The sequence below is a fragment of the Nocardia sp. NPDC101769 genome, from assembly GCF_044766925.1.
GTDB lineage: Bacteria > Actinomycetota > Actinomycetes > Mycobacteriales > Mycobacteriaceae > Nocardia.
Genome location: NZ_JBIWMX010000004.1, coordinates 90,836 through 115,259 on the forward strand (window position 1 = coordinate 90,836; position 24,424 = coordinate 115,259).

Here is a 24,424-nt window from a genome sequence, read left to right on the forward strand (position 1 = left end):
TACGGCTTTCGTCAAATGGCTCCGCCGATCCCGGGTGCGCGCGCTGGGCCCGCCCATGTCGGGTGACCCCGCGTCGCATCTCTTGACTGAAAATTCAGTCAGGAATACAGTCCTTGGTGCCCGGCTCGGGGTCGTTGTGTGCGGACGGCCGCTCTACCAGCGGGTTCAGCGGATTCAGCGCGCCGGAGAGGGAAACGCCGCGCCGTGCCCCTCACACAAGGAGATTGCGAGATGCAACGACGCCGGTTCATGCGATCCGGGATTTTGACGATGGGCGGGTTGCTGCTCGCGGGCTGCGACAGGCCGATCTCATCGTGGTTCAGCGGCGACACCTCATCCTCCGCGCCCAAGGACGGCCGCTCCTGGGTGATGCCCGACGAGAGCGCGCCCCACAAGCGCACCTGGATGGCCTTCGGCGCGAGCGAAGCCATCTGGGGCAGGCAGCTGCTGCCGCAGGTCCGCCAGAACCTGGCCACCATCGCCGCCACCATCGCCCGCTTCGAACCGGTGTCCATGCTGGTGCGCCAGGACGAACTCGACATGGCGCGAAACATGCTGGGCGGCGCGAATGTCGAGCTCATCGTCGCGGACCTCGACGACCTCTGGATGCGCGACACGGGCCCGGTGTTCGTGAAGGGCAACGGCACCAAGGCCGGCATCGACTTCAACTTCAACGGCTGGGGCGGCAAACAGCAGCATCGCCGTGACGCCAAGGTCGCCACCGTCGTCGACGGCCGCGCCGGGGTGGAGACCGTGCATACCGATCTGGTGCTCGAGGGCGGCGGCCTCGAGGTGGACGGCGAGGGCACCGCGCTGATCACCGAATCCTGTGTGCTGAACAACAATCGGAATCCGGGCTGGAAGAAGCCCGACGTCGAAGCTGAGCTGGAGCATCTGCTCGGCATCGAGAAGGTGATCTGGCTGCCGGGCATCGCCGGGCACGACATCACCGACGGCCACACCGATTTCTATGCCCGCTTCGCCCGCCCCGGTGTCGTGGTCGCGGGACTCGACACCAACGAGGAGTCCTTCGACTACGACGTGACCCGCCGTCACCTCGACATCCTGCACAATGCGACCGATGCGCGAGGCCGCCCGCTCGAGATCGAAACCCTCGAAGCGCCTTCGGAATTGCGCTACCGGGGCGCGGGCGACGACTTCGCCGCCGGGTACATCAACTTCTACGTCTGCAACGGCGGCGTCATCGCCCCCGAATTCGGTGACCCGAATACCGATTCGGCGGCGCAGTCCACCCTGCAGCGCCTGTTCCCGGATCGGACCGTGGTGCAGATCAATATCGACGCCATCGCGGCCGGTGGTGGTGGCATCCACTGCACCACGCAGCAGGAACCCGTCGACTGAGGTATCCGAGCTCCCGGCGGAGCCTGTGATTCGCCGGGGCGCGGCCGGTTCGGGACGCCGCCCGTTCCGGACCGGCCGCGCAATCGTTCTAGAGTGAGGAATCGTGTCGGACCGTCAGACCCAGATCATGGAAGCCGCCGTTCGAGTCATTGCGCAGGACGGAGTCCGCGGGCTGCGGGTCGAGAAACTGGCCGCCGCCGCGGGGGTGTCGACCGCGCTGATCTACTACCACTTCAAGGATCGCGCCGGCATCCTGCGCGCGGCCCTCGAGCACATCAATCACCGGGCGGAGTCCTACACCGACCCCGCCTTCGCCGACCTCGAGGACCCGCGCGCGCAGGTCGAGCGGATGCTGCTGCTGGAACTGCAGGACACCGACGAGGTCCGCGAGAACAGCGTCGCGTGGGGTGAACTGCGTGCCAGCGCGGCCTTCGATCCCGCACTGCGCGAACCACTCCGGGCCACCACCGAATCCTGGAACTCCGACGTGGAGACGCTCATCCTGCACGGTCAGGAAACCGGTTCCATCCCACTGGATCTCGACGCCGCGGCCGTCGCGGAACGCCTCACCGCCCTGGTCGAGGGTCTGAGCGAGCGCTGGCACAGCGGCTCGCTCACCCTCGACCGGGCCCGCACCCTGCTCGCCGGCGCGATCGCCGCCGAACTCGGTGCGCCCTGACGCGCTCCCGGCCCGCCGTCAGACCTTCTTCACCACACTGGATTTCAGCTGCATCGCGCCGATGCCGTCCACCTTGCAGTCGATGTCGTGATCGCCGATGCCGGGCGCGAGCCGGATATTGCGCACCTTGGTGCCCGCCTTGATGCCGGTCGGGCTGCCCTTCACCTTCAGGGATTTGATGACGGTGACGGTGTCGCCGTCGGCGAGCGCATTGCCGACCGCGTCCCGGATCACCCCGTCCCCGACCGCCTCGGTCTCGGCCTCGAGGGTCCACTCGTGCGCGCACTCCGGGCAGGTCAGCAACCCGCCCACCTCGTAGGTGTACTCGCTCGAACAGTCGGGGCACGGCGGCAGGGTATCGCTCACTGGTGGTTCCTTCGGGGGTTGGAATCTGTTGGGGCTCAGGCGTTCACGCCTGTGAGGAAGTCGATGATGGTGCGGTTGACCTCATCGGGACGTTCCAGATACCCGTAGTGGCCGCACTTCTCGATCTCCACGAAGCGCGCGTTCGGGATCGCCTCGGCCACCTCCCGGCCGAAAATCGATGGCAGCATGCGATCGTCGGCGAATCCGACGACCAGGCTGGGGACGGTGATCCGGGCGTAGTCGGCGAGTCGATTGTGGGAGCGGTCCATCCGCATCTGGGCCAGCACGCCCGGCGCGGGCTCCGCGGTCGCTGAGTACTCGAAGATGTCGAGCCACTGCTGGGCCTGGTCATCGGCCTCGAGCGTGTGCGGCGACAGGTTCAGCATCGCCTTGATGGCGGCCGCGTACTCCGGGGGCAGCTTCACCCCTTGCGCCGCCAGCGCCTGCTCACCCTTGTTCAGGGTGCTCGCCAGCGGATGGGGCCGTCCGGTGGTGGCCAGCATGACGGCCCGGCGCACCAGATCCGGCCGCGCCAGCGCGAGTTCCTGGGTGACGCGTGCGCCCATGGACGTGCCCACCACATGGGCTGGGCCGCCGAGGAATTCGATGAGCGCGGCGGTGTCGGCGACCAGATCCTCGATACGCATGCCGTGCGCGCTCTCCTCCGATGGCGCGATGCCCCGGTTGTCGAAGGTGGCGACCCGGAAACCGGACTTCACCAGTGCCGGAACCTGATACGTCCGCCACACCCGGCCGGGGCTTCCGGTTCCCATGATCAGCACGACCAGGGGCCCGCTGCCGGTGACGTCGTAGTTGAGTCGGATGCCGTTGAGGGTGGCGAGGGGCACAGTCGATCTTTCTCTAGGCGGTCCTGGGAACGCCCGAACGTACCATGTGTTCGAAATTTACTTCTTTCATTGTTTCGCAAACAGTGGATCAAGGCGCTCGCATCTGCTAAACCTTCATGCCGTGGGTGACGTACTCGTAGGGGTTGCTCTTCCCACCGTTCGAAGCGGGCGGTGACAGCCATGGGCTGGTTGCGGACCATCCTGCGGATCGGCCGCGTGGCCGAGGCCGCACCGGAGCCGCCTGCGACCGCGAATGTTCCCGCGCTACTGCGGGGTTCACTGCAACTGCGACACGTGGATGCCGGCTCGTGCAACGGTTGTGAGCTCGAGATCTCCGGCGCGTTCGGTCCGGTATACGACGGCGAACGCTACGGTGCCCGGCTGGTGGCCTCGCCCCGGCATGCCGATGGACTGCTGGTCACCGGTGTGGTGACAAGGAACATGGCCGAGGCATTGCGGCGCACGCACACCGCCACGCCCGCGCCGCGCGTGGTCGTGGCCTGTGGTGACTGCGCGCTGAATCAGGGGATATTCACGGGCGCGTACGGCGTCGCCGGGGCGGTCGGCGATGTGGTCGACGTGGATGTGGAGATCCCGGGTTGCCCGCCCACACCCGATGCGATCGTGGCCGCGCTGCGCTCGGTGACCGGCCGATGACGACGGCCGTAGCGAGACACGCGAGGCCGCCGGCAATACCCCTGCGGGACAACAGCGCCGGCGTGGTGCTCACCGGGGCGGCCACCGCTCTGACCGGCGCCGCTGGGGTGGCGGCGGGACTGACCGGCCTCTTCGGCCCGCCGCGCACCCTGTCGCTGGGCTGGCTGCTGCCGCTGTCCGGGGTGTATTTGCGGCTGGACCGGCTCGGCGGATTCTTCCTCCTGCTCACCGGCGCGGTGGCGATTCCGGTGGGCGCCTACGTGATCGGGTACGCGCGGCGTGAGCGCCTGGGCCCGGTACCGCTCGCCGTCCTGCCGATCTTCGTGGCGGCCATGCTGATGGTCCCCGCCGCCGGATCGGTCACCACGTTCCTGCTGGCCTGGGAATCCATGGCGATCGCCTCGATGGTCCTGGTCTTCGCCGAACACCACCGCCGATCCGCCCGCACCGCCGGAGTGTTCTATGCGGTCATGACCCAGCTGGGTTTCGCCGCCATCCTGGCGGGGCTGCTGGTCGCCTCGGCCGCCGCGCAGGGCGCCGGCCGGTTCGCGGCGCTGACCGCGGTACCCGACGGTGCCCGGACGGCGGTCTTCGTGCTCACCGTGGCCGGTTTCGGCTCGAAGGCCGGGCTGGTGCCGCTGCATGCCTGGCTGGCCCGCGCCCATCCCGAGGCGCCCAGCCCGGTGTCGGCGCTGATGAGCGCGGCCATGGTGAATCTCGGCATCTACGGCATCGTGCGCTTCGATCTGCAACTGCTCGGACCGGGCCCGCGCTGGTGGGGGCTGGCGCTGGTGTTCGTCGGCGGGATCACCGCCGTCTACGGCGTGCTCCAGGCGTCGGTGGCCGCGGATCTCAAACGGCTGCTGGCGTTCTCGACCACCGAGAACATGGGTCTGGTCACGCTCGCGCTGGGCGCGGCGACCCTGCTGGGCGCGGCCGGATCCACCGCCGCCGCCAGCGTGGCGATGGCGGCCGCGCTGCTGCACCTGATGGCGCATGCCGCCTTCAAGAGCCTCGGATTCCTCTGCGCCGGTTCGGTATTGACCGCCACCGGCCTGCGTGATCTGGATCTTCTCGGTGGCCTCGCGCGTCGCATGCCCGCCACCACGACGCTGTTCGGCGTGGCCGCGCTCGGCGCGTCGGGGCTGCCGCTGGGCGCGGGATTCGTCAGCGAATGGCTGCTCGTGCAGTCGCTCATTCACACGGGCCCGCAACGTGATCTCGTGGTCACCCTGGCTGCGCCGCTCGCGGTCGGCGCGGTCGCGCTGACCGCCGGGCTGGGCGTCGCGGCCATGGTGAAGGCCTTCGGCGTCGGCTTCCTGGCGCGTGCTCGCTCCGGGGAGGCCGCCGCCGCGCGTGAAGCGCCGCCGTCGATGATCGCCGGAATGACGTTGTGCGCGAGCGTGTGCGGGGTGCTGGCCGTCGTGCCGATGGTGGTGGGGCCGGTGGTGCGCCGCACCCTCGCGGAGCTGCCGGTCACCCGGAGCGCGGATTTCACCGGCCTCGGCTGGACGGTCCGGCTGCCCGGAATGGCGGGATCGATCTCACCAGGTGTCATCGCGATCGTGGTGGCCGGTGCGGTGGCGGCCGTCGCCGTCGCGGCCGCCCTGCGCGCCCGGCGCAATCCGGCCGCCGCGGCCCTGCCGCTGTGGGCCTGTGGCGCGGACCAGCCCACGCACCGGATGCAGTACACCGCAACCTCTTTCGCCGAACCTCTGCAGCGGGTCTTCGACGATGTGCTGCGCCCCGACACCGATATCGAGATCACCCCGCTGGCCGAATCCCGGTACCTGGTCGAGAAGGTCGCCTACCGCGCCCGCATCGCCGACACCGTCGAGCAGCGGCTCTATCGGCCGGTGGTGCGCGCGGTGCGGCTCGTCGCGGCCGCGGTGGCCCGCGCCCACAACGGCAGCGTCCATCTGTATCTGGCCTATGGCGCGCTGGGTGTGCTGATCGTGCTGGTGGTGTCGCGATGACCGTGCTGTCGTATGTCGCGGGCGCGGCCCAGATCGGCGGCGTGATGGCCGGAGCGCCACTGGTCACGGGGGTGATGCGGCAGGTGCGGGCGCGCGCCGAGGGCCGCGCAGGCGCGGGCGTCACGCAGCCGTGGCGGGACCTGCGCAAGCAGTTCGGCAAGCAGTCCATCATCCCGGCCGGCACCACCGTCGTCTTCGCCTGCGCCCCACTGGTGCTGGCGGGCACCACCCTGGTGATCGCGGCCGTCGCGCCGCTGGTCGCGACCGGGTCCCCGCTCGACGGCGCGGCCGATCTGTTCGCCGTGGTGGGCCTGCTGTTTCTCGGCACGGTGGCGCTGACCCTGGCCGGGCTCGACACCGGTACCGCCTTCGGTGGCATGGGGGCCAGCCGGGAGACCGTCATCGCCGCGCTGGTCGAGCCCACCATCCTGCTGTCGGTGTTCGCTCTCTCGATTCCGGGCGGGTCCTCGAATCTCGGTGCGCTGGTGCGCAATACCATCGACCATCCGGGCCGGGTGGCCACGCTGAGCGCGGTGCTGGCCGCCGCCGCGCTGGTGATCGTGATCCTCGCCGAGACGGGCCGCCTGCCGGTGGACAACCCCGCCACGCACCTGGAGCTGACCATGGTGCACGAGGCCATGGTCCTCGAGTACGCCGGTCCCAGGCTGGCCTTGATCGAATGGGCCGCCGCCATGCGGCTGACCGTGCTGCTGGCCCTGCTGGCGAATCTGTTCCTGCCGTGGGGTATCGCGGGCAGCGCATCCGGCGTGGCGGCGGTCGGGCTCGGGATCGCGGCCATCGCCGTGAAGGTGCTCGTACTCGCGGTGGCCCTGGCCTTCGCCGAGGTGTTCATCGCCAAGCTGCGGTTGTTCCGCGTCCCCGAACTACTGGCCGGCTCGTTCCTGCTCGCCCTGCTCGCGGTGACAGCTGCCAATTTCTTCACCGCGCGAGGAGGAGCGTGACCGCGAACGGGTATGCCAGCCTGCTCGATTTCGCCGCCGGTGCCCTGGTGCTGGTCGCGGTGTTCGTGGTGTGGCGTCGCGATCTGCACGCCATCACCCGGCTACTGGGTGTGCAGGGCGGCGCGCTGGCCGTGATCCCGATCGTCGAGGGCATCCAGCATCGCGACCTGCCGCTGGTGGTGGTCGGCGGCATCGTGCTCGGACTGCGAGCGGGCGTGCTGCCGTGGCTGTTGGGCCGGGCGGTCGGGGCCGAACGGGGCGAATACCGTGAGGCCACTCCGCTGGTGAACACCGCGGCGTCCCTGCTGATCGCGGCCGTGCTGACCGTGGTGGCCTTCGCCGTGACCCGGCCGCTGGTGAACCTGCAACCCGGACCGGAGACCGCCGCCGTGCCCGCGGCCTTCGCCGTCATTCTGATCGCGCTGTTCGTCATGGTCACCCGCCGCCACGCGATCTCCCAGGCGGCGGGATTCCTCATGCTGGACAACGGGATCGCGGCCACCGCCTTCCTGCTCACCGCCGGTGTCCCGCTCATCGTCGAACTCGGCGTCTCGCTTGATGTCTTCTTCGCGGTGATGGTGATCGGGATTCTCACCGGCCGGTTGCGCCGTGCCTTCGGCGGAGCCGACCTCGACCAGTTGCGGGAGCTGCACGAATGACTTCGATCGTGATGTCCGCCATTCTCGCGCCCGTCCTCGCCGCGATCGCCGGCGCGCTCGGCGGATGGCGGCGGGCCACCGCGGTGCTCACCGTCCTCGCCACGCTCGTCGTTCTGGGTTGTGCGGTGGCCTTGGGCATCCGGCTGCACGGCCGCGAGCTGGTGCTGGCCGACGGGCTGCTGCGGGTGGACGGGCTGTCGGTGACCATGCTGACGGTCATGGGTGTCGTCGGTGCGCTCGCCACCTGGGCCGGAATCGGCTACATCGACGCCGAACTCGCCCACGGCCACACCGACGCGAAGGCCGCCCGCGCCTACGCCGCCCTGGTCCCCGCCTTCCTGGCGGCCATGGTGGTCGCGGTATGCGCCGGCAATATCGGCGTGGTCTGGACTGCCGTGGAGGCCACCACCGTCGCGACGGCGTTCCTGGTCGGCCACCGCCGCACCCGGGCCGCACTGGAGGCCACCTGGAAGTACGTGGTGATCTGCTCGGTCGGCATCGTGGTCGCCTTCCTGGGCACCGTGCTGCTGTACTTCGCCGCCCGGAACGCGGGCGCGCCGCCGGAGCATGCTCTCGATCTCGACGTATTGCTCACGCGCGCACCGGGACTCGATCCCGGCGTCACCCGGCTCGCCGCCGGACTGCTCCTGATCGGATACTGCGCCAAGGCCGGGCTCGCGCCCTTTCACACCTGGCTCGCCGACGCCCACAGCCAGGCGCCCGCACCGGTGTCGGCACTCATGAGCGGGGTGCTGCTGGCGGTGGCGTTCTCGGTGGTGTTGCGGGTCAAGGCCGTTGCCGACCAGGCCATCGGAACCGGCTATCTGCGCACGGGTCTGCTGGCACTCGGCCTGCTCACCCTGGCGATCGCGGCGCTGCTGCTCACCGTCACCCGCGACGTCAAACGGATGCTCGCCTACTCGTCCATGGAGAACATGGGCCTGGTGGCCGTCGCGGCCGCCGCGGGGACCCGGCTCGCCATCGCCGCACTGCTGCTGCACGTCCTGGCCCACGGCATCGGCAAGACCGTGCTGTTCCTGTCCACCGGCCCGTTGCAGGCCGCCCACGACTCCACCGCCATCCGCTCGATCACCGCGGTGGCGGCCCGATCCCGGTTGCTGGGAACGGCTTTCGCGGTCGGCATGGTGACGGTGCTGGGACTGCCGCCCTTCGCTCTGTTTGCCAGCGAACTGGCGATCGCCCGCTCCCTCGCCGACGCCCGGCTGGCGTGGGCACTGGGCGCGGCGCTGCTGCTGATCGCTATCGCTTTCGCCGCGCTGGTTCGCAACAGCAGCCGAATCCTGTTGGGCCCGGCGCCTTCCGGCGCGCCGGCCATCGCGGTGCCCGCCACCCTGGCCACCGCCCTCGCGGCCGGCATCGCCGCCGCACTGGCCCTGGGCCTGACCGCCGGACCGTTCACCGACCTGTTCACCACCGCGGCCGGGCAGGTGACCGCCCGATGAACCGCATCCGCCGCCTGGTCGCCGTCGACGAGCTCGCCGATATCGCCGAGGAACTGCTGGGGGCGGGCTATCGGCTCGCGCTGGCCGCTGCGCACGACGACGGCCGGTCGCCGCTGCGCGTGGTCCATCTGTTCCTGGCCGGCCGTCCCGACCGGCGTGTAGAGCTGGAGTGCCCGCTGCCCGGCCATGATCCGGTGTTGCCGTCGCTGGCGTACATGTCGTTCCCGGCCGGGCGCTTCGAACGGGAGATGCTCGATCTGTACGGGATCGGACTGCGCGGGCATCCCCGGCCGCGGCGGCTGGTGCGGCACGCGCACTGGCCGGACGACTGGCATCCGATGCGGGCCGACGCGCCGCAGGTCGTGCCCGAATTCGGTGGCTCCGGTGAATTGCGATTTCTCAGGGTCGGCGGCGAGGGCGTCTATGAGATTCCGGTCGGTCCGGTGCACGCCGGAATGATCGAACCGGGCCACTTCCGGTTCTCGGTGGTGGGGGAGACGGTGGTGCGGCTCAAGGCCCGGCTGTGGTACGTCCACCGCGGCATCGAACGCCTCTTCCACGGCCGATCCGTCACCGGCGCGACAGAACTGGCCGAACGAGTCAGTGGCGACAGCTCCGCCGCGCACGCGCTGGCCCATTGCCTCGCGGTCGAGGAAGCTTGCGGCGCAACCGTTCCCGAGCCGGCCCAGCGGCTGCGCGCCCTGCTGGTCGAGCTCGAACGGCTCTACAACCATGCCGCCGACCTGGGCGCGTTGGCCAATGACGTCGGTTTCGGCCTGGCCAACGCGCACGCCCTGCGGCTGCGCGAGGAGCTGCTGCGGCTCAATGCCGCGGTTACCGGAAACCGGCTGCTGCGCGGCGCCATCCGGCCCGGCGGCGTGGTGCTGCGGGAACTTCCCGACCCTGCGCGGCTGGCGGCCATCGCGGGCGACCTCGCCGAGGTGACCGCGGCGACCCTCGGCAACGGGGTGGTCTACGACCGCTTCGCCGGGACCGGTGTGCTGGCGGCCGACGATGCGCGGGCGCTCGGCTGCCTCGGCTATCCGGCACGCGCGAGCGGCCTGGTCACCGACGCTCGCGTGGACCACCCCGTCGTCGATCTGCCGATCGAGGAGATCGGCGCCGCCGGCGGTGATGTGCTCGCCCGCTACACGGTGCGGCGCGACGAGTTCGCCGCCTCGGTCGCGTTGATCACCGACATTGTCGTGAACCACAGCGGTGGAACGGAATTCGTGGGCACGATGGCGTCCGGGATCAGGCTGGGCAGCGGTGTCGGCATCGTCGAGGGCTGGCGCGGCACCATCGTGCACCGGGTGGAGGTCGACGACGCCGATCGGCTCACCCGGGCCAAGATCGTGGATCCGTCCTGGTTCAACTGGCCGGCGCTGCCGGTGGCCATGAAAGAGACGATCGTGCCGGATTTTCCCTTGGTCAACAAGAGTTTCAACCTGTCGTACTCGGGCAACGATCTGTGACCGGACCCGGCAACAACCGCTGACCGGCCGGTCATGGTTGCCCTGTTTGCTAAACTCTGCAATCAACCGGGTGAATCATTCGCCACATGATTCGCCGCCGATGGAAGGAATGGCTCGCAGGTGCCAGGGATGCAACAGCCGCTCTATCAGATGAAAGCTGATTTCTTCAAGACACTGGGCCATCCGGTCCGCATCCGGGTCCTCGAACTGCTGAGCCAGCGAAATCATGCTGTGTCCGAAATGCTCGCGGAGATCGGTGTGGAGGCCGCGAACCTGTCCCAGCAGTTGTCGATCCTGCGGCGAGCCGGGCTGGTCACCGCCCGCCGCGAAGGACTCTCGGTGACATACGAGTTGACCTCCCCGCAGGTGGCGGAACTGCTCGCGGTGGCCCGCACCATCCTCACCGGCGTCGTCGCCGGCCAGGCCGAAGCACTCGAGCAACCGGCGTAGCGAAGGTCCCCGTCGGTTCCGGCGGGGTTACCCGACCTCGCTGTTTGCGTGTTTTCTAAACTAAAAACCTAGTTGTTCCACGAAGAGAGGTTCGCCGTGCTCGAACGTCCCACCGCCACCGTCGCCACCGCGTCGGCCCCGACCGACCATCCCGGCATCCTGGCCTGGGTAGCGGAGGTCGCCGACCTGACCGCGCCCGAGCGGATCATCTACTGCGACGGCTCCCGCGACGAATGGGATCGGCTCACCGCCGAGCTGGTGGCCAAGGGGACCTTCGTGCCGCTGCCGGCCAAGCCCAACTCCTTCTGGGTCGTCTCGGACCCCGACGACGTAGCCCGGGTGGAGGACCGGACCTTCATCTGCTCGGAGCGCGAGAGCGACGCCGGGCCGACCAACAACTGGGTCGATCCTGTCGACATGCGCACGGTGATGACCGAGCACTACCGCGGGGCGATGGCCGGGCGCACCATGTACGTGATCGCCTTCTGCATGGGGCCGTTGGACGCCGCCGAGCCGAAATACGGTGTGCAGATCACCGATTCGGAGTACGTCGCGGTGTCGATGCAGATCATGACCCGCTCCGGCGCCCAGGTCTGGGAAAAGCTCACCGGTGATACGGAATACGTGAAATGCCTGCACTCGGTGGGCGCGCCGCTGGCCCCGGGACAGGCCGACGTGCCGTGGCCGTGCGACAAGACCAAGTACATCGCGCACTTCCCCGAGACCCGCACCATCTGGAGCTACGGCTCCGGCTACGGCGGCAACGCGCTGCTGGGCAAGAAGTGCTTCGCGCTGCGCATCGCCTCGGTCCTCGGCCGCGACGAGGGCTGGCTGGCCGAGCACATGCTCATCCTGAAACTGACCTCGCCGCAAGGCAAGACGCACTACATCGCCGCGGCCTTCCCGTCCTCGTGCGGCAAGACCAACCTCGCCATGCTCGAGCCCACCCTGCCCGGCTGGAAGGCCGAGACCGTCGGCGACGACATCGCCTGGATGCGGTTCGGGGCCGACGGGCGGCTCTACGCGGTCAACCCGGAGGCCGGATTCTTCGGCGTCGCACCGGGAACCAGCTCGCGGACCAACCCGAACGCCATCGCCACCATCGACGCGGGCAATTCCATCTTCACCAATACCGCCCGCACCGACGACGGCGACGTGTGGTGGGAGGGCCTGACCGAGCAGCCCCCGGCCCACCTCCTCGACTGGCACGGCAAGGACTGGACTCCCGGCTCGGAAACCCCGGCCGCGCACCCGAATTCGCGCTACTGCACCCCGATCGAGCAGTGCCCGTCGGTGGCCCCCGAATGGAACGACCCACGCGGTGTGCCGATCTCGGCGCTGTTCTTCGGCGGCCGGCGCGCCACCACCATCCCGCTCATCGCCGAATCCTTCGACTGGGCGCACGGGGTGTTCACCGCCTCCGTGCTGTCCTCGGAGACCACGGCCGCCGCGGCCGGCAAGGTCGGCGTGGTGCGCCGCGATCCCATGGCCATGCTGCCGTTCCTGGGCTACCACGTGGGCGACTACTTCGCGCACTGGCTGGCGATGGGGGAGCGCGCGGGCGCCCAGCTGCCGAAGATCTTCCAGGTCAACTGGTTCCGCCGCAGCGCCGACGGGAAGTTCCTGTGGCCCGGCTTCGGCGACAATGTGCGCGTGCTGAAGTGGGCGCTCGAACGGCTGGACGGCACCGCTCCGGCCGAGCGCACCCCGATCGGCTTCGTGCCCACCGCCGCCGCGCTCGATCTCGATGGACTCGGCGACGGCTACCGCACCCTGGTCGACGCCGCCCTGACCATCGACACCGACGAATGGGTGCGCGAGCTGGAATCGATCGACGAGTGGTACGCCACCATCGGCGGCAACCGTCTGCCCGACGCCCTGCGGGCCGAACTCGCCGCCCTGAAACTGCGCGTCGCCGAGGCGCTCTGACGGTGCCCTCGCGGCGGAGCTGTCGGATGCCCGGGCGGTCAGGTGCGGATGTCTCGCCTGACCGCCCGGGGCATCACTGGTGTGCATACTCTCGAGGACGCCGTCGGCACGACATCACCCGCCAACCCGTATCCGTCACCATCGAAAGCAGTCAGAGATGAGCGATCCGACCAAACCGAATCTGGCGCAGCGCCTGCGCTATATCTGCGGCGGGACGCTGCCGCCGAGCATGCGGCAGTGGGTGATCGACGACCTGACCGGTCCGGGCGCGGCGCGCCGCTACATGTTGCGCATCCTCATCCCGATCATTCCGCCGCTGTGCCTGTTCCTGCTCATCCCCGGCCCGCTCTGGATGGGTATGGCCATGATGGCGCTGCTGTACCTGCCGCTGATCTACTTCACCGCCGCCCTCATGTACGTCTTCCGCCGGGCCCGGCTCGCCAAGCACGGCCTCGACCCGACCCTGGCCGATCAGCGCGAACGCGACCGCGCCGCGGCGGCGCGGGAAGCCTATGAACGGGCGCACGGGCGCGGATGAGACTCGGGTGGATCAGATCTGCTCGGACGAATCAGGTCAGGTAGCGCACGGTGAATTCGGCGAGGACGCCGGCGCCGTTGCCCTTCACCTGATCCCAGGAGAAGGGCAGCTGCTTGACCTCGTCGTAGGAGCGGGTGCCGGGTGCGACCGGAACGTCGGTGCGGGCGGGAATCATCTTGTGCGCGGCGGTGATCTGCTGGGCCTCGGGCGTGAGCATATAGTCCACCAAGGCTTTCGCTGCCGCCGGATTGCGGGTGGTGTTCAGGATGAAGACCGGGCGCGGTGTGATCACGGTGCCGGAGGACGGTGAGATGACCCGCAGCGGAACGCCTTTGGCGGCCGCGTCGTAGGCCGCGTAGTCGACATCGCCGAGGACGACGGCGTAGGCGCCGGCGGTCACCTCGTCGAGGGCGGGGCCGTTGCCGCCGCGCACCACCATGCCATTCTCGAAGAGGGCGTCGAACATGGCCCAGGTGCGGTCCTTGCCCCACGCGCTGACCATGGCGGCCAGCAGGTCCCGGGCGGTGCCGGATTCGCGCGGGTCCGGCATGATCACCCGGCCGCGGAACTCTGGCGCGGCCAGATCGGCCCAGTCGTCGGGCAGGCGGGGGCTCACCTTGCTGTTGACCACCATGGTGAGCGCCGACCCGTCCCGGCCGATGAAGCCGTGACCCTTGCCGATCCAGCCGTCGTGCACCTGGTCCGCGCCGCGCGGGGTATAGGGCAGGGTGCGGCCCTGCAGGTCGTACTCCGCCGCGGGTGTCCAGGACGCCAGGTACACCACATCGGCCTGCGGCTGCGGGCCCTCCTTGTCGAGTTTGGCGGTGATCTTGCCGGTTTCGCCGCTGACGACGTTCACCTTCACCCCGGACGCCCTGGTGAATCCTGCCAGCAGGTCGTCGGTGAGGTCCTGCGGATTCGCCGAGTACAGGGTGAGCTGCCCGGACAGCCCGGGCGGCGGGGTCCACGAACTGGTCACGGCGGGAACGGATGCCGGTTCGGCGTGCGTGCCGCAACCGGTGATCGCGAGTGCGCTGGCGGTGACGGCCGCGATGACAACGCGGCGGGGGAGCGACATTCCGCGGAACCCTTTCCGAAGGACCCCGTCTCACTTCGGGTTCCACAGCAATCTGGCGCGAGAGACTAGGCAGCGTCTCTGACTCGGCAGGGTGCGGCCGGTGAACAGCCGGTGACATCTCCGCCCGCAACAACCCTTTGCGAGGCGCAGTGATTTGTGTCACAGTTTGATAGCGGTTAGCCTCGATTGTCGCAAACCTTTTTCGTTTCCTTTGCGCTGTCTTTACGATTACCCGCGATCCGCCAAGCGTCGTGGTGCTCCAGCCTCGCCCGCCGCTGCCTCTCTATTCGATGCCAGTACATGTTGACCGATGAACCGCGCGGCGCTGCCGTGCCGGCGAAGGAGAGATATGGCCACCGACACCGATCAGCCTCCACGGACGTCACTTTCCAGGTTCGCCGCCCTGGTGCGCCACGATCTACCCGCCTCGTTCGTCGTCTTCCTGGTCTCCCTGCCGCTGTCCATCGGCATCGCCGTCGCCGTGGGCGCGCCGGTCGCCGCCGGACTCATCGCCGCGGTGGTGGGCGGCGTGGTCGCCGGACTCTTCGGCGGATCGACCCTCCAGGTCAGCGGGCCCACCGCCTCGCTGACCGTGGTGGTCGCCGAATCGATCAACCAATTCGGCTGGGCCGCCACCTGTTTCATCACCATCCTGGCCGGTGGCCTGCAGATCCTGTTCGGGCTCAGCCGGATCGCACGCGGGGTGCTGGCCATCGCGCCGGTGGTGGTGCACGCCATGCTCGCCGGAATCGGCATCGTCATCGCGCTCGGGCAGGTGCACGTGCTCATGGGCGGCGACTCGTTGACCTCGTCCTGGGACGCCATCATCGCGCTGCCACATCAGCTGGCCTCGGTCCACCCCGGCGACCTGTGCATCGGACTGGTCGTCATCGCCATCCTGCTCGGCTGGCGGCGGCTGCCCAGACCGGCCCGCCGGGTGCCCGCGCCGCTGGTGGCGGTGGTGGTCGCGACCCTGCTGGCGCGCGTGCTGCCGGTGCGGGTCGAACACATCACGCTCAATGGCCCACTGCCGGCGGAACTGCACCTGCCGCAGGCGCCGCACGGCAGCTGGGCCACGGTGGCGCTGATGGCGGTGACCATCGCGCTCATCGCCAGCGTGGAGACCCTGCTATCGGCCGTGGCGGTGGACCGGATGCGCCAGAACTCCGGGCGCCGAACGGATCTGGATCGCGAACTGCTCGGCCAGGGCGCGGCCAATATGGTCTCGGGACTGATCGGCGGCCTGCCGGTGGCGGCGGCCATCGTGCGCAGCATCACCACTGTCGAAGCGGGAGCGCGCACCAAGGCCCTGACCATGCTGCACGGGCTGTGGATCCTGCTCTTCTCGGTGGCGCTGGTCGACGTGGTGCGCTCGATTCCCAAGGCGGCGCTGGCCGGACTGCTCATCGTGGTCGGTATCCAGCTGATCGAACTCGCCCACATCCGGCGCGCCCAGCGCGCCGGCGACCTGGTGGTGTACGCCGCCACCGCCTTCGTGGTGGTGTGCTGGAATCTGTTGCCGGGCATGCTGGTCGGGCTCACGCTGGCCTCCGGCCTGCTGCTGTGGCGGGTGGTGCGGGTGTCGGTGGTGGCCGAGGAGGTGGACGCGCGGCACTGGCGGGTCACCGTCGACGGCAGCTTCACCTTCCTGGCGCTGCCCAGGCTCACCGCCGAGCTCGCCAAGGTGCCCGGCAGCGCCGATGCGGTGGTCGAGATGACCGTCGACTTCATGGACCACGCCGCCTACGACGCGGTGCAGGACTGGGTGGACCAGCACCGGAGTGCAGGCGGCACAGTCGAATTCGTGGAGGTCGGCGCGGTGCGCATGGCCGACGTCGCCGACGGGCCGCCCGCCCGCGGGCGCTCCCGGCACCTGCTGGACGAGGTCCTCGGCCCCTGGCGGCGCACCGCCTCCGATGTGGACCCGATCGTCGCCGGTGTGGCCGCCTATCACCGCAGTCACGCGCACGTCGTGCGCCCGCACCTCGGGGTGCTGCGCGACAGCCAGGAACCGGACTCTCTTTTCGTCACGTGCGCCGACTCCCGGATCGTGCCGAACGTGATCACCAACAGCGGTCCGGGCGACCTGTTCACGGTGCGCAATGTGGGCAACCTGATTCCGCGTGACGCCCAGGACTCGTCCATGGAGGCCGCGCTCATCTACGCCCTCGACAAGCTGGACGTCCGCTCGGTGGTGGTGTGCGGGCACTCCGGGTGCGGTGCCATGGGTGCGCTGCACAGCGAACTGGTCACCGGGTCCAAGCTCGACGACTGGCTCGCGCACGCCCGGCCCAGCCTCGAGCGGTTCCGGCTCGGGCATCCGGTCGCGGTGGCCGCGGTGGCCGCCGGGTTCGGGCCGGTCGATCAGCTCGGCATGGTGAATGTGGCGGTGCAGCTGGAAACGCTGTACGCGCATCCGGTGGTCCGCCGCGGCGTGCAGGAACGCGGCGTGGTGCTCTCGGGCCTGTTCTTCGATATCGCCACCGCGCGCGTGGTGGAGGTCACGGTGGACGGAATCGCCGAGATCGATGACGTCGGGCGGGTGGTCCAACCCGCGTGACGACCGGGGAAGAAGGGGCGTGGACCCGAGAGGGTTCATACCCTTTTGCTTGGGGCCTACATTTCTCAGATTTTGCTAAGTCTTTACCTTTAACCTTGGCTCTGCTCGTCTGGTGACTCTGCGGCCAACGCTGTCCGCAGCCTTTATTCGATGCCCCCTGTACATGCTCGCTGAGGAGCGATATGTCTAGCGACACCGATTCACCGCCAGGTAGAACCGACGGCCGGCTCGACAGCCTGCTGCGTCATGATCTTCCTGCATCCTTTGTCGTCTTTCTCGTCGCACTGCCGCTCTCGCTCGGCATTGCGGTCGCCTCCGGTGCGCCCATCGCCGCCGGACTCATCGCCGCCGTGGTCGGCGGCCTCGTGGTCGGCCTGCTCGGCGGTTCACCGCTGCAGGTCAGCGGGCCCGCGGCCGGCCTGACCGTGGTGGTCGCCACCACCATCAACGAATTCGGCTGGAAGACAGCCTGTTTCATTACCGTGCTGGCCGGTGTGCTGCAAATCCTGTTCGGGCTCAGTCGCATTGCCCGTGCCGCGCTGGCCATCGCGCCGGTCGTGGTGCACGCCATGCTCGCCGGTATCGGTGTCACCATCGCGCTGCAGCAGTTCCATGTGCTGCTCGGCGGCACCTCGCAGAGCTCCGCGTGGGAGAACCTGAAGGAACTGCCGAACCAGCTGCTCAACCTGCACGGCGACGACTTCGTCGTCGGCCTGGTGGTCATCGCCATCATGCTCAGCTGGAAGTACGTGCCGGGCAAACTGAAGGTGCTGCCCGGCCCCCTGGTCGCCGTGGTCGCCGGCACCGTGCTGTCGCTGGTGCTGCCCGGCGATCCGGAGCGAATCGTGTTGAGCGGCTCGCTGTTCGACGCCATCGGACTGCCCGAGCTGCCCTCCGGCGAGTGGAGCGAGGTGGTGCTCGCGGCACTGACCATCGCGCTGATCGCCAGCGTGGAGAGCCTGCTGTCGGCGGTCGCCGCGGACAAGATGCACACCGGCGAGCGCACCAACTTCGACCGCGAACTGATCGGGCAGGGCGCGGCCAATGTGATCTCCGGCGGCCTCGGCGGCCTGCCGGTCACCGGCGTCATCGTGCGCAGTGCCACCAATGTGCAGGCCGGCGCCCGCTCGCGCGCCTCGGCGTTCCTGCACGGTGTCTGGATCCTGGTGTTCTCGGTGGCGCTGGTCGGCCTGGTGCAGCAGATTCCGAAATCGGCCCTGGCCGGTCTGCTGATCGTGGTCGGCATCCAGCTGGTCAAGCTCGCCCACATCAAACTCGCCCGGCGCACCGGCGACCTGCTGGTGTACCTCGTGACCGTGCTCGGCGTGGTGTTCCTGAACCTCCTCGAGGGCGTCGTCATCGGCCTGGCGCTGGCCTTCGGCCTGCTGCTGTGGCGGGTTGTGCGCGTCTCGGTGATCGCCGGCGAGGTGGCCGGCACCGATCGCTGGCTGGTCAGCATCGACGGCACCTGCACCTTCCTGGCGCTGCCGAAACTGTCCTCGGAACTGGCCAAGGTGCCCGGCGGGGTCGATGTGCTGGTCGAGATGAGCGTCGACTTCCTCGATCACGCCGCCTGCGAGGCCATCCACGACTGGTCCAGTCAGCACGAGAGTACCGGCGGCACAGTCGAATTCGTGGAACTCGGCACCGCTCGCATGGCGCACGCCCTGACCGGCCCGCCGGTGCGCGGGCGCGCCCGCGCCCTGCTCGACGATGTGCTGCGCCCCTGGCGCGAGAATGACGGCAACCCGATCACCCAGGGCGTGGCCGCCTTCCATCAGCGCAACGCCCACGTGGTGCGCCCGCACCTGGACGAGCTACGCGACGGGCAGAACCCGCACTCGCTCTTCCTGACCTGCGCGGATTCGCGGATCGTGCCCAACATGATCACCAACAGCGGGCCCGGTGACATATTCACCATCCGCAATGTCGGCAACCTGGTGGTCCCCGGCGGCCGCGACAGCTCCATCGAGGCGGCGCTCGCCTTCGCCATCGACGATCTGGTCGTGGACAACGTCGTGGTCTGCGGTCACTCCGCGTGCGGAGCGATGAAGGCACTGGTCGCGGGCGGGCCCACCGGGCCCGGCCTGGGCAACTGGCTGGTCCACGGCCGGACCAGCCTGGATCGCTTCCGCTCCGGCGACCCGGTCGCCGCCGCGGCGGCGCGCGCCGGATTCGGGGTGGCGGACCAGCTGTCCATCGTGAATGTGGCAGTCCAGCTGGACACGCTGCGGGCCCACCCGGTGGTCCGGCGGGCGATCCTGGAACGCGGCCTCGAGGTATCCGGCCTGTTCTTCGACATCGGGACCGCCCGAGTTCTGGAGGTGACCTCCACGGGCATCCGGGACATCGACGCACCCGAGCTATCGGCGTTGGCCCACACGCACCGATAGCGCCCACCCTGCGATAGTGCGGGCTTCCCGTTCGGGAATGCCCGCACTATCTGTCTTCCCGAGTGGCGATCCGGCCGATGCTCGCCGCCTGGCGCGTCGGCGCGGCGGGGGAGCTCGCGCGGCATACGCTGAGCGCGCCTCGCGGCATCGCGGGTCGAACGGGTGCGCCGGGGGTCGTGCGGGAGCGGCCCACATCGGCGCGAAAGCGTGACATCGTGGGTAGTGATCATCGTGAATCGGCCGGATCGGAGTCGAATGGAAATGGTTGCGCAGCCCCCCGTTTCACAGGCCCTGGTGCCGGGCACCGAGTTACTGCGACCACAGTGGCTGGCCGAGCGGATCGCCGACATGGGGATCTCGTGGGGGACTGCCAACTCGCGGGTGTCGGGGACGCTGTGGTGGTGCATGGCGGCCTCGTCGCTGGTGGATCCGATCGTCGCGGCCATCGCGAGCGGGCGGCCCGCCTTCGACCCCGCGCTCGAGCACATCGCCCTGGAGATCCGGCCCGACGGCGGCGTGGAGCGGGTGCTGCCGGAACCGCACGGCTACCTAGTCGGCGCGGGTCCGCTCGCCATCGAATCCTGGTCTCCGATCACGCCATCGCCGCGGTCCACGGAGTCGGCGGGCCCCGCTCCGGTGGTTCCCGCCGAGAGTGCGGACGCCGAATCCGGAGGCTGCTGTGCGACGGCTTCCGTCGGACATGCGTTGCGGCACACGCTGTCTCGCGTGATTCCGGTGGTGGCCGAGGTGTCCGGCGCGGGCGCGGCCTCGCTGTGGGCGATCGTGGCCGACGCCATCGGCAACCGTGCCCTGGACATCGGGGCCGAGGAGGCCGGTGCCCGCCTGGCCCGGGATGTCGCGGGCCGGCTGCCGGTGCCGCGCTTCCAGGACGTCGGCGGCCGCACCTTCGTACGCCGCATCTCCTGCTGCCTGGTCTTCGAGGTGCCGGGCTGCCAGATGTGCACCAGCTGCCCCAAACGCCCCGCCCCCGAACGCGAAGCCCTGCTCGCCGACGTCGCCGCGCGCGGCTGACGGCCGGGCGGAGCGCGTCGGATCGACCTGCACGCCCGCAGCCGCCACCCCGGCTGCCCGAAACCTCCTGCGGCGCAGGACAAGTGCACGCGGCCGAGGTCGCCGCACGCGAGTGGCGGCCTCGGCCCCGTGGTGAATTCGCTTGCCGTGCCGGTGCGGTCGCTCGGAGAATCAGGCGGTCGACCTGCCCGTGAGCGCCGGACTCCGCGGTTCGGGCCGATCTTGTTCCGCAGGTGCCGCCGGATGCTCGATTCTTGGTGCTGATCGGGTGTTTCACCTGGTCACGGTGGCGGGATCGACTCGGGCCGGGACGTGCGCGGTGGCGGGCGACGCGGCGGGGCCGGTCCATCGGCGCGCGGTGACAACCGTGCCGATAGAGTGGTGCCCGCCGGGGCTCTGCCCTTCACGAAGGGGGTGCCCGGTCATCCAGTCCAACCTGTACGGCGGATCGACGACCTGCCGTGAACCGCCAAGGAGTGTCCAGCCGTGACCACCTCACCCCAGCAGACCCCAGTCGCCCGCGTCCGGGTTGCGGCTGGGACTACCGCCGGGGCCGCGGTGCGCGAGGCGGACCTACCGAGCAAGGGCCCGGCCGCGGTCATCGTGGTGCGTGACGCCGAGGGCGCACTCAAGGACCTGTCCTGGGTGCCCGAGCTCGACACCGAGGTCGAGGTCATCACCGCCGATTCTCCGGACGGCCGCAATGTGATCCGGCACTCGGCCGCGCACGTGCTGGCCCAGGCGGTGCAGCAGGAGTTCCCCGAGGCCAAGCTGGGCATCGGCCCCTTCATCAAGGACGGCTTCTACTACGACTTCCAGGTCGACCGCCCCTTCACCCCCGAGGATCTGGCCAAGCTGGAGTCCCGGATGAAGAAGATCATCAAAGGCGCGCAGCGGTTTTCGCGCCGGGTGGTCGAGGTCGACGAGGCCCGCGTCGAACTGGCCAAGGAGCCGTTCAAGCTCGAGCTGATCTCCGACAAGTCGGGCATCGACGATCCGGAGGTCATGGAGGTCGGCGGCAAAGAGCTGACCATCTACGACAACCTGGACCCGCGCACCGGCGAGAAGCTGTGGGGCGACCTGTGCCGCGGCCCGCACATCCCGACCACCAAATACATTCCGGCCTTCAAGCTGACCCGCTCCTCGGCCGCCTACTGGCGTGGTGACCAGTCCCGTGAGGACCTGCAGCGCATCTACGGCACCGCCTGGGAATCCAGCGAGGCGCAGGACGAGCATCTGCGCTTGCTCGAGGAGGCCGAGAAGCGCGACCACCGCAAGCTCGGCCTGGAACTGGACCTGTTCTCCTTCCCCGACGAGCTGGGCTCGGGCCTGCCGGTGTTCCACCCCAAGGGCGGCGTCATCCGCAAGGAGCTCGAGGACTATTCGCGCCGCCGCCACATCGCCGCCGGCTACGAGTTCGTCAACACCCCGCACATCACCAAGGGCCATCTGTTCGAGGTCTCCGGCCACCTGGACTGGTATCGCGACGGCATGTTCCCGGCCATGCACCTCGACGCCGAACTCAACGAGGACGGCTCGGTGCGCAAGCCCGGCCAGGACTACTACGTCAAGCCGATGAACTGCCCGATGCACAACCTGATCTTCCGGTCGCGCGGGCGCTCCTACCGCGAACTGCCCTTGCGCATGTTCGAATTCGGCTCGGTCTACCGCTACGAGAAGTCCGGCGTCGTGCACGGCCTGACCCGGGTGCGCGGCATGACCCAGGACGACGCCCATATCTACTGCACCAAGGAGCAGATGCACGCGGAGCTGACCAGCACCCTGCAGTTCGTGCTCTCACTGCTGCGCGACTACGGCCTCGACGACTTCTACCTGGAGCTGTCCACCAAGGACCCGCAGAAGTTCGTGGGCTCCGACGAGCTGTGGGAGGAGGCCACCGAGACCCTGCGCAAGGTGGCCACCGACTCCGGTCTGGAGCTGGTGCCGGATCCGGGCGGGGCCGCCTTCTACGGCCCGAAGATCTCGGTCCAGGCCAAGGACGCGCTCGGCCGCACCTGGCAGATGTCCACCATCCAGCTGGACTTCAACCTGCCCGAGCGTTTCGAGCTGGAGTACACCGGCTCCGACGGCGCCAAGCACCGCCCGGTCATGATCCACCGCGCGCTCTTCGGCTCCATCGAGCGCTTCTTCGGCGTGCTCACCGAGCACTACGCGGGCGCATTCCCGGCGTGGCTGGCGCCGGTGCAGGTGGTCGGCATCCCGGTCGCCGAGACCTTCGTCGAGCACTTGGACGGCGTGATCGAACGCCTGCGGGACAACGGCATTCGCGCCGAGGTCGACCGCAGCGACGACCGCATGCAGAAGAAGATCTTCAACCAGACCGCGCAGAAGGTGCCGTTCATGCTGCTGGCCGGCGCGCGCGATGTGGAGAGCGGCGCGGTCAGCTTCCGCTTCCGCGACGGCACCCAGGTCAACGGTGTGCCCGTGGCCGAAGCGGTGGCCACCATCGTGGACTGGATCGCGCGCCGCGAGAACGAGTCGCCTACCGCGGAGGGTTTCGAGATCCGCAAGGCGGATCGATGAGTGAATGGATTGCACCCGTGTCCGAGCAGATCGTGGATACCGGTGCGGGGGATCCGGATCGCCTGCAGCGGCTGTGGACCCCGTACCGGATGTCCTACATCACCGGTGAGGCCGAGGACCGGCAGATCGACGTGCCCAAGAAGACCGGGCACCCCTTCACCGACATCCCGGAGATGTCGGACGAGGACGGCCTGATCGTCGCGCGTGGTGAGTGGGTGTACGCGGTGCTGAACCTGTACCCGTACAACCCGGGCCACATGATGGTGGTGCCCTACCGCCGGGTCGCCAACCTCGAGGACCTGACCACCGAGGAGAGCGCCGAGCTGATGGCGTTCACCCAGCAGGCGATCCGGGTGATGAAGCAGGTGTCGCGGCCCGAGGGCTTCAATGTCGGCTTGAATCTCGGTGGCGTTGCCGGTGGTTCACTCGCTGATCACCTGCATCAACATATCGTGCCGCGCTGGAGTGGGGACGCGAACTTCATTACCGTCGTCGGCGGAGTGAAGGTGATGCCGCAGCTGCTCCGGGAAACCCGGGCGCTGCTGGCACAGGCGTGGAAGGAAGCCGAATAGGCATGAGCGGGTCAGGCCCGGAAGCGGCAGCGAAGCGTAACCATGTAGGGCCCCCGTTCATGCCCAATGGTTACAGCATGAGCGGGTCAGGCCCGGAAGCGTCGCTTCCCCTCTCGGCGCTCGCGAAGCACAACCATGCAGGGCCCCCGTTCATGCCCAACGGTTACAGCATGGAAGGACGCGGGACAGCGTGCTGAGCTTCTTCGGTCGCGAGACGTTCGCCAAAGCGACTGCGCCCCTGGGCAAAGCGCTGGTGAGCACGGGGCTCACGCCCGATGCGATGACGCTCATCGGCACCACCGCCTCGATCGTCGCGGCGGTGACCCTGTTCCCGACCGGTCACCTGTTCTGGGGAACCATGGTGATCTGGCTGTTCGTCATGTTCGACATGCTGGACGGGGCCATGGCCCGCGCCCGGGGCGGCGGCACGAAATACGGTGCGGTGCTGGACGCCACGTGTGACCGCGTGGCCGACGGCGCCATCTTCGCGGGGCTTGCCTGGTGGTCGGTGTACCACGCGCACTCCGAGCACCTGTTCGTGGCGACCCTGGTGGTGCTGGTGACCTCGCAGGTCATCTCGTACGCGAAGGCGCGGGCGGAGGCCAGCGGGCTGTCGGCCGACGGCGGCCTGATCGAGCGGCCCGACCGCCTGGTCATCGTGCTGGTCGGCGCCGGATTCACCGGCATCGGTGGCTATTTCGGCATCACCTGGCTGTCGTACGCGGTGTACGCGGCCATGTACGCCCTGGCCGTGCTCAGTATCATCACCGTCTTCCAGCGGGTGCTGGCGGTGCGCAATTCCCCTGGCGCCCGCGACATCATCGCCCCCACGGCGAAGGCTCCGGAGGAACCGCAGCAGTGACAACCGATTTCACGTCCGC

Annotated in this window: 20 protein-coding genes; 17 read left to right on the forward strand and 3 right to left on the reverse strand. The window is 69.1% G+C overall.

Features of this window, described 5'->3' with window-relative positions; all coding sequences use genetic code 11:
* Positions 1-231 precede the first annotated feature (231 nt).
* Entirely contained in the window at positions 232-1,362 is a 1,131-nt protein-coding gene (locus ACIRRA_RS08990; RefSeq protein ID WP_402765130.1) for an agmatine/peptidylarginine deiminase, read from the forward strand.
* Between the two features lie 103 nt (positions 1,363-1,465).
* Complete coding sequence (locus ACIRRA_RS08995) at positions 1,466-2,041, forward strand: TetR/AcrR family transcriptional regulator (protein ID WP_402765133.1); 576 nt, start codon at positions 1,466-1,468, stop codon at positions 2,039-2,041.
* A gap of 18 nt (positions 2,042-2,059) precedes the next feature.
* Here ACIRRA_RS08995 and ACIRRA_RS09000 read toward each other — a convergent pair whose 3' ends face one another.
* Entirely contained in the window at positions 2,060-2,407 is a 348-nt protein-coding gene (locus ACIRRA_RS09000; RefSeq protein ID WP_402765136.1) for a zinc ribbon domain-containing protein YjdM, read from the reverse strand.
* Between the two features lie 35 nt (positions 2,408-2,442).
* Positions 2,443-3,255: an alpha/beta fold hydrolase gene (locus ACIRRA_RS09005; protein WP_402765138.1), complete on the reverse strand. Its 813-nt coding sequence runs from the start codon at positions 3,253-3,255 to the stop codon at positions 2,443-2,445.
* Between the two features lie 180 nt (positions 3,256-3,435).
* Here ACIRRA_RS09005 and ACIRRA_RS09010 point away from each other — a divergent pair, with 180 nt between their 5' ends.
* The 9 genes from ACIRRA_RS09010 (at position 3,436) to ACIRRA_RS09050 (ending at position 13,364) form a co-directional block, all read left to right on the forward strand.
* Positions 3,436-3,912 (forward strand): NADH-quinone oxidoreductase subunit B family protein, encoded by a 477-nt coding sequence (locus ACIRRA_RS09010; protein ID WP_402765141.1) that lies wholly within the window; start codon positions 3,436-3,438, stop codon positions 3,910-3,912.
* Complete coding sequence (locus tag ACIRRA_RS09015) at positions 3,909-5,888, forward strand: proton-conducting transporter membrane subunit (RefSeq protein ID WP_402765143.1); 1,980 nt, start codon at positions 3,909-3,911, stop codon at positions 5,886-5,888. The genes ACIRRA_RS09010 and ACIRRA_RS09015 overlap by 4 nt, the downstream gene beginning before the upstream one ends.
* Before the next feature lie 5 nt (positions 5,889-5,893).
* The gene (locus tag ACIRRA_RS09020) at positions 5,894-6,850 is read left to right on the forward strand and encodes a respiratory chain complex I subunit 1 family protein (RefSeq protein WP_402765910.1); all 957 of its coding nucleotides are present in this window, start codon (positions 5,894-5,896) and stop codon (positions 6,848-6,850) included.
* Entirely contained in the window at positions 6,847-7,509 is a 663-nt protein-coding gene (locus ACIRRA_RS09025; RefSeq protein ID WP_402765145.1) for a hypothetical protein, read from the forward strand. Before ACIRRA_RS09020 ends, ACIRRA_RS09025 begins: the two co-directional genes overlap by 4 nt.
* Positions 7,506-8,972 (forward strand): proton-conducting transporter membrane subunit, encoded by a 1,467-nt coding sequence (locus ACIRRA_RS09030; RefSeq protein ID WP_402765148.1) that lies wholly within the window; start codon positions 7,506-7,508, stop codon positions 8,970-8,972. The genes ACIRRA_RS09025 and ACIRRA_RS09030 overlap by 4 nt, the downstream gene beginning before the upstream one ends.
* On the forward strand, positions 8,969-10,447 hold the full coding sequence (locus tag ACIRRA_RS09035) for an NADH-quinone oxidoreductase subunit C (RefSeq protein ID WP_402765150.1): 1,479 nt from the start codon (positions 8,969-8,971) through the stop codon (positions 10,445-10,447). Before ACIRRA_RS09030 ends, ACIRRA_RS09035 begins: the two co-directional genes overlap by 4 nt.
* 129 nt (positions 10,448-10,576) lie before the next feature.
* The gene (locus ACIRRA_RS09040) at positions 10,577-10,897 is read left to right on the forward strand and encodes an ArsR/SmtB family transcription factor (protein ID WP_402765153.1); all 321 of its coding nucleotides are present in this window, start codon (positions 10,577-10,579) and stop codon (positions 10,895-10,897) included.
* 96 nt (positions 10,898-10,993) lie between these two features.
* Positions 10,994-12,826: a phosphoenolpyruvate carboxykinase (GTP) gene (locus ACIRRA_RS09045; RefSeq protein WP_402765155.1), complete on the forward strand. Its 1,833-nt coding sequence runs from the start codon at positions 10,994-10,996 to the stop codon at positions 12,824-12,826.
* A 157-nt stretch (positions 12,827-12,983) separates the two neighbouring features.
* Entirely contained in the window at positions 12,984-13,364 is a 381-nt protein-coding gene (locus ACIRRA_RS09050; RefSeq protein WP_402765157.1) for a DUF5313 family protein, read from the forward strand.
* Between the two features lie 31 nt (positions 13,365-13,395).
* On the opposite strand, the gene ACIRRA_RS09055 is transcribed toward ACIRRA_RS09050, so the two are convergent.
* Entirely contained in the window at positions 13,396-14,442 is a 1,047-nt protein-coding gene (locus ACIRRA_RS09055) for an extracellular solute-binding protein (RefSeq protein WP_402765159.1), read from the reverse strand.
* Between the two features lie 349 nt (positions 14,443-14,791).
* Here ACIRRA_RS09055 and ACIRRA_RS09060 point away from each other — a divergent pair, with 349 nt between their 5' ends.
* The 6 genes from ACIRRA_RS09060 (at position 14,792) to pgsA (ending at position 24,405) form a co-directional block, all read left to right on the forward strand.
* On the forward strand, positions 14,792-17,002 hold the full coding sequence (locus ACIRRA_RS09060; RefSeq protein WP_402765161.1) for a SulP family inorganic anion transporter: 2,211 nt from the start codon (positions 14,792-14,794) through the stop codon (positions 17,000-17,002).
* Positions 17,003-17,184: 182 nt separating this feature from the next.
* Entirely contained in the window at positions 17,185-19,395 is a 2,211-nt protein-coding gene (locus ACIRRA_RS09065) for a SulP family inorganic anion transporter (RefSeq protein WP_402765164.1), read from the forward strand.
* A 261-nt stretch (positions 19,396-19,656) separates the two neighbouring features.
* Complete coding sequence (locus ACIRRA_RS09070; protein ID WP_402765166.1) at positions 19,657-20,427, forward strand: (2Fe-2S)-binding protein; 771 nt, start codon at positions 19,657-19,659, stop codon at positions 20,425-20,427.
* Between the two features lie 486 nt (positions 20,428-20,913).
* The gene (gene thrS, locus ACIRRA_RS09075) at positions 20,914-22,971 is read left to right on the forward strand and encodes a threonine--tRNA ligase (protein WP_402765169.1); all 2,058 of its coding nucleotides are present in this window, start codon (positions 20,914-20,916) and stop codon (positions 22,969-22,971) included.
* A complete protein-coding gene (locus ACIRRA_RS09080) occupies positions 22,968-23,543 on the forward strand; it encodes an HIT family protein (RefSeq protein WP_402765172.1) in 576 nt (191 codons plus the stop codon). The genes thrS and ACIRRA_RS09080 overlap by 4 nt, the downstream gene beginning before the upstream one ends.
* A gap of 190 nt (positions 23,544-23,733) precedes the next feature.
* Positions 23,734-24,405, forward strand: coding sequence for a phosphatidylinositol phosphate synthase (gene pgsA / locus ACIRRA_RS09085; RefSeq protein WP_402765175.1), 672 nt, complete (start codon positions 23,734-23,736; stop codon positions 24,403-24,405).
* The last annotated feature ends 19 nt before the right edge of the window (positions 24,406-24,424 follow it).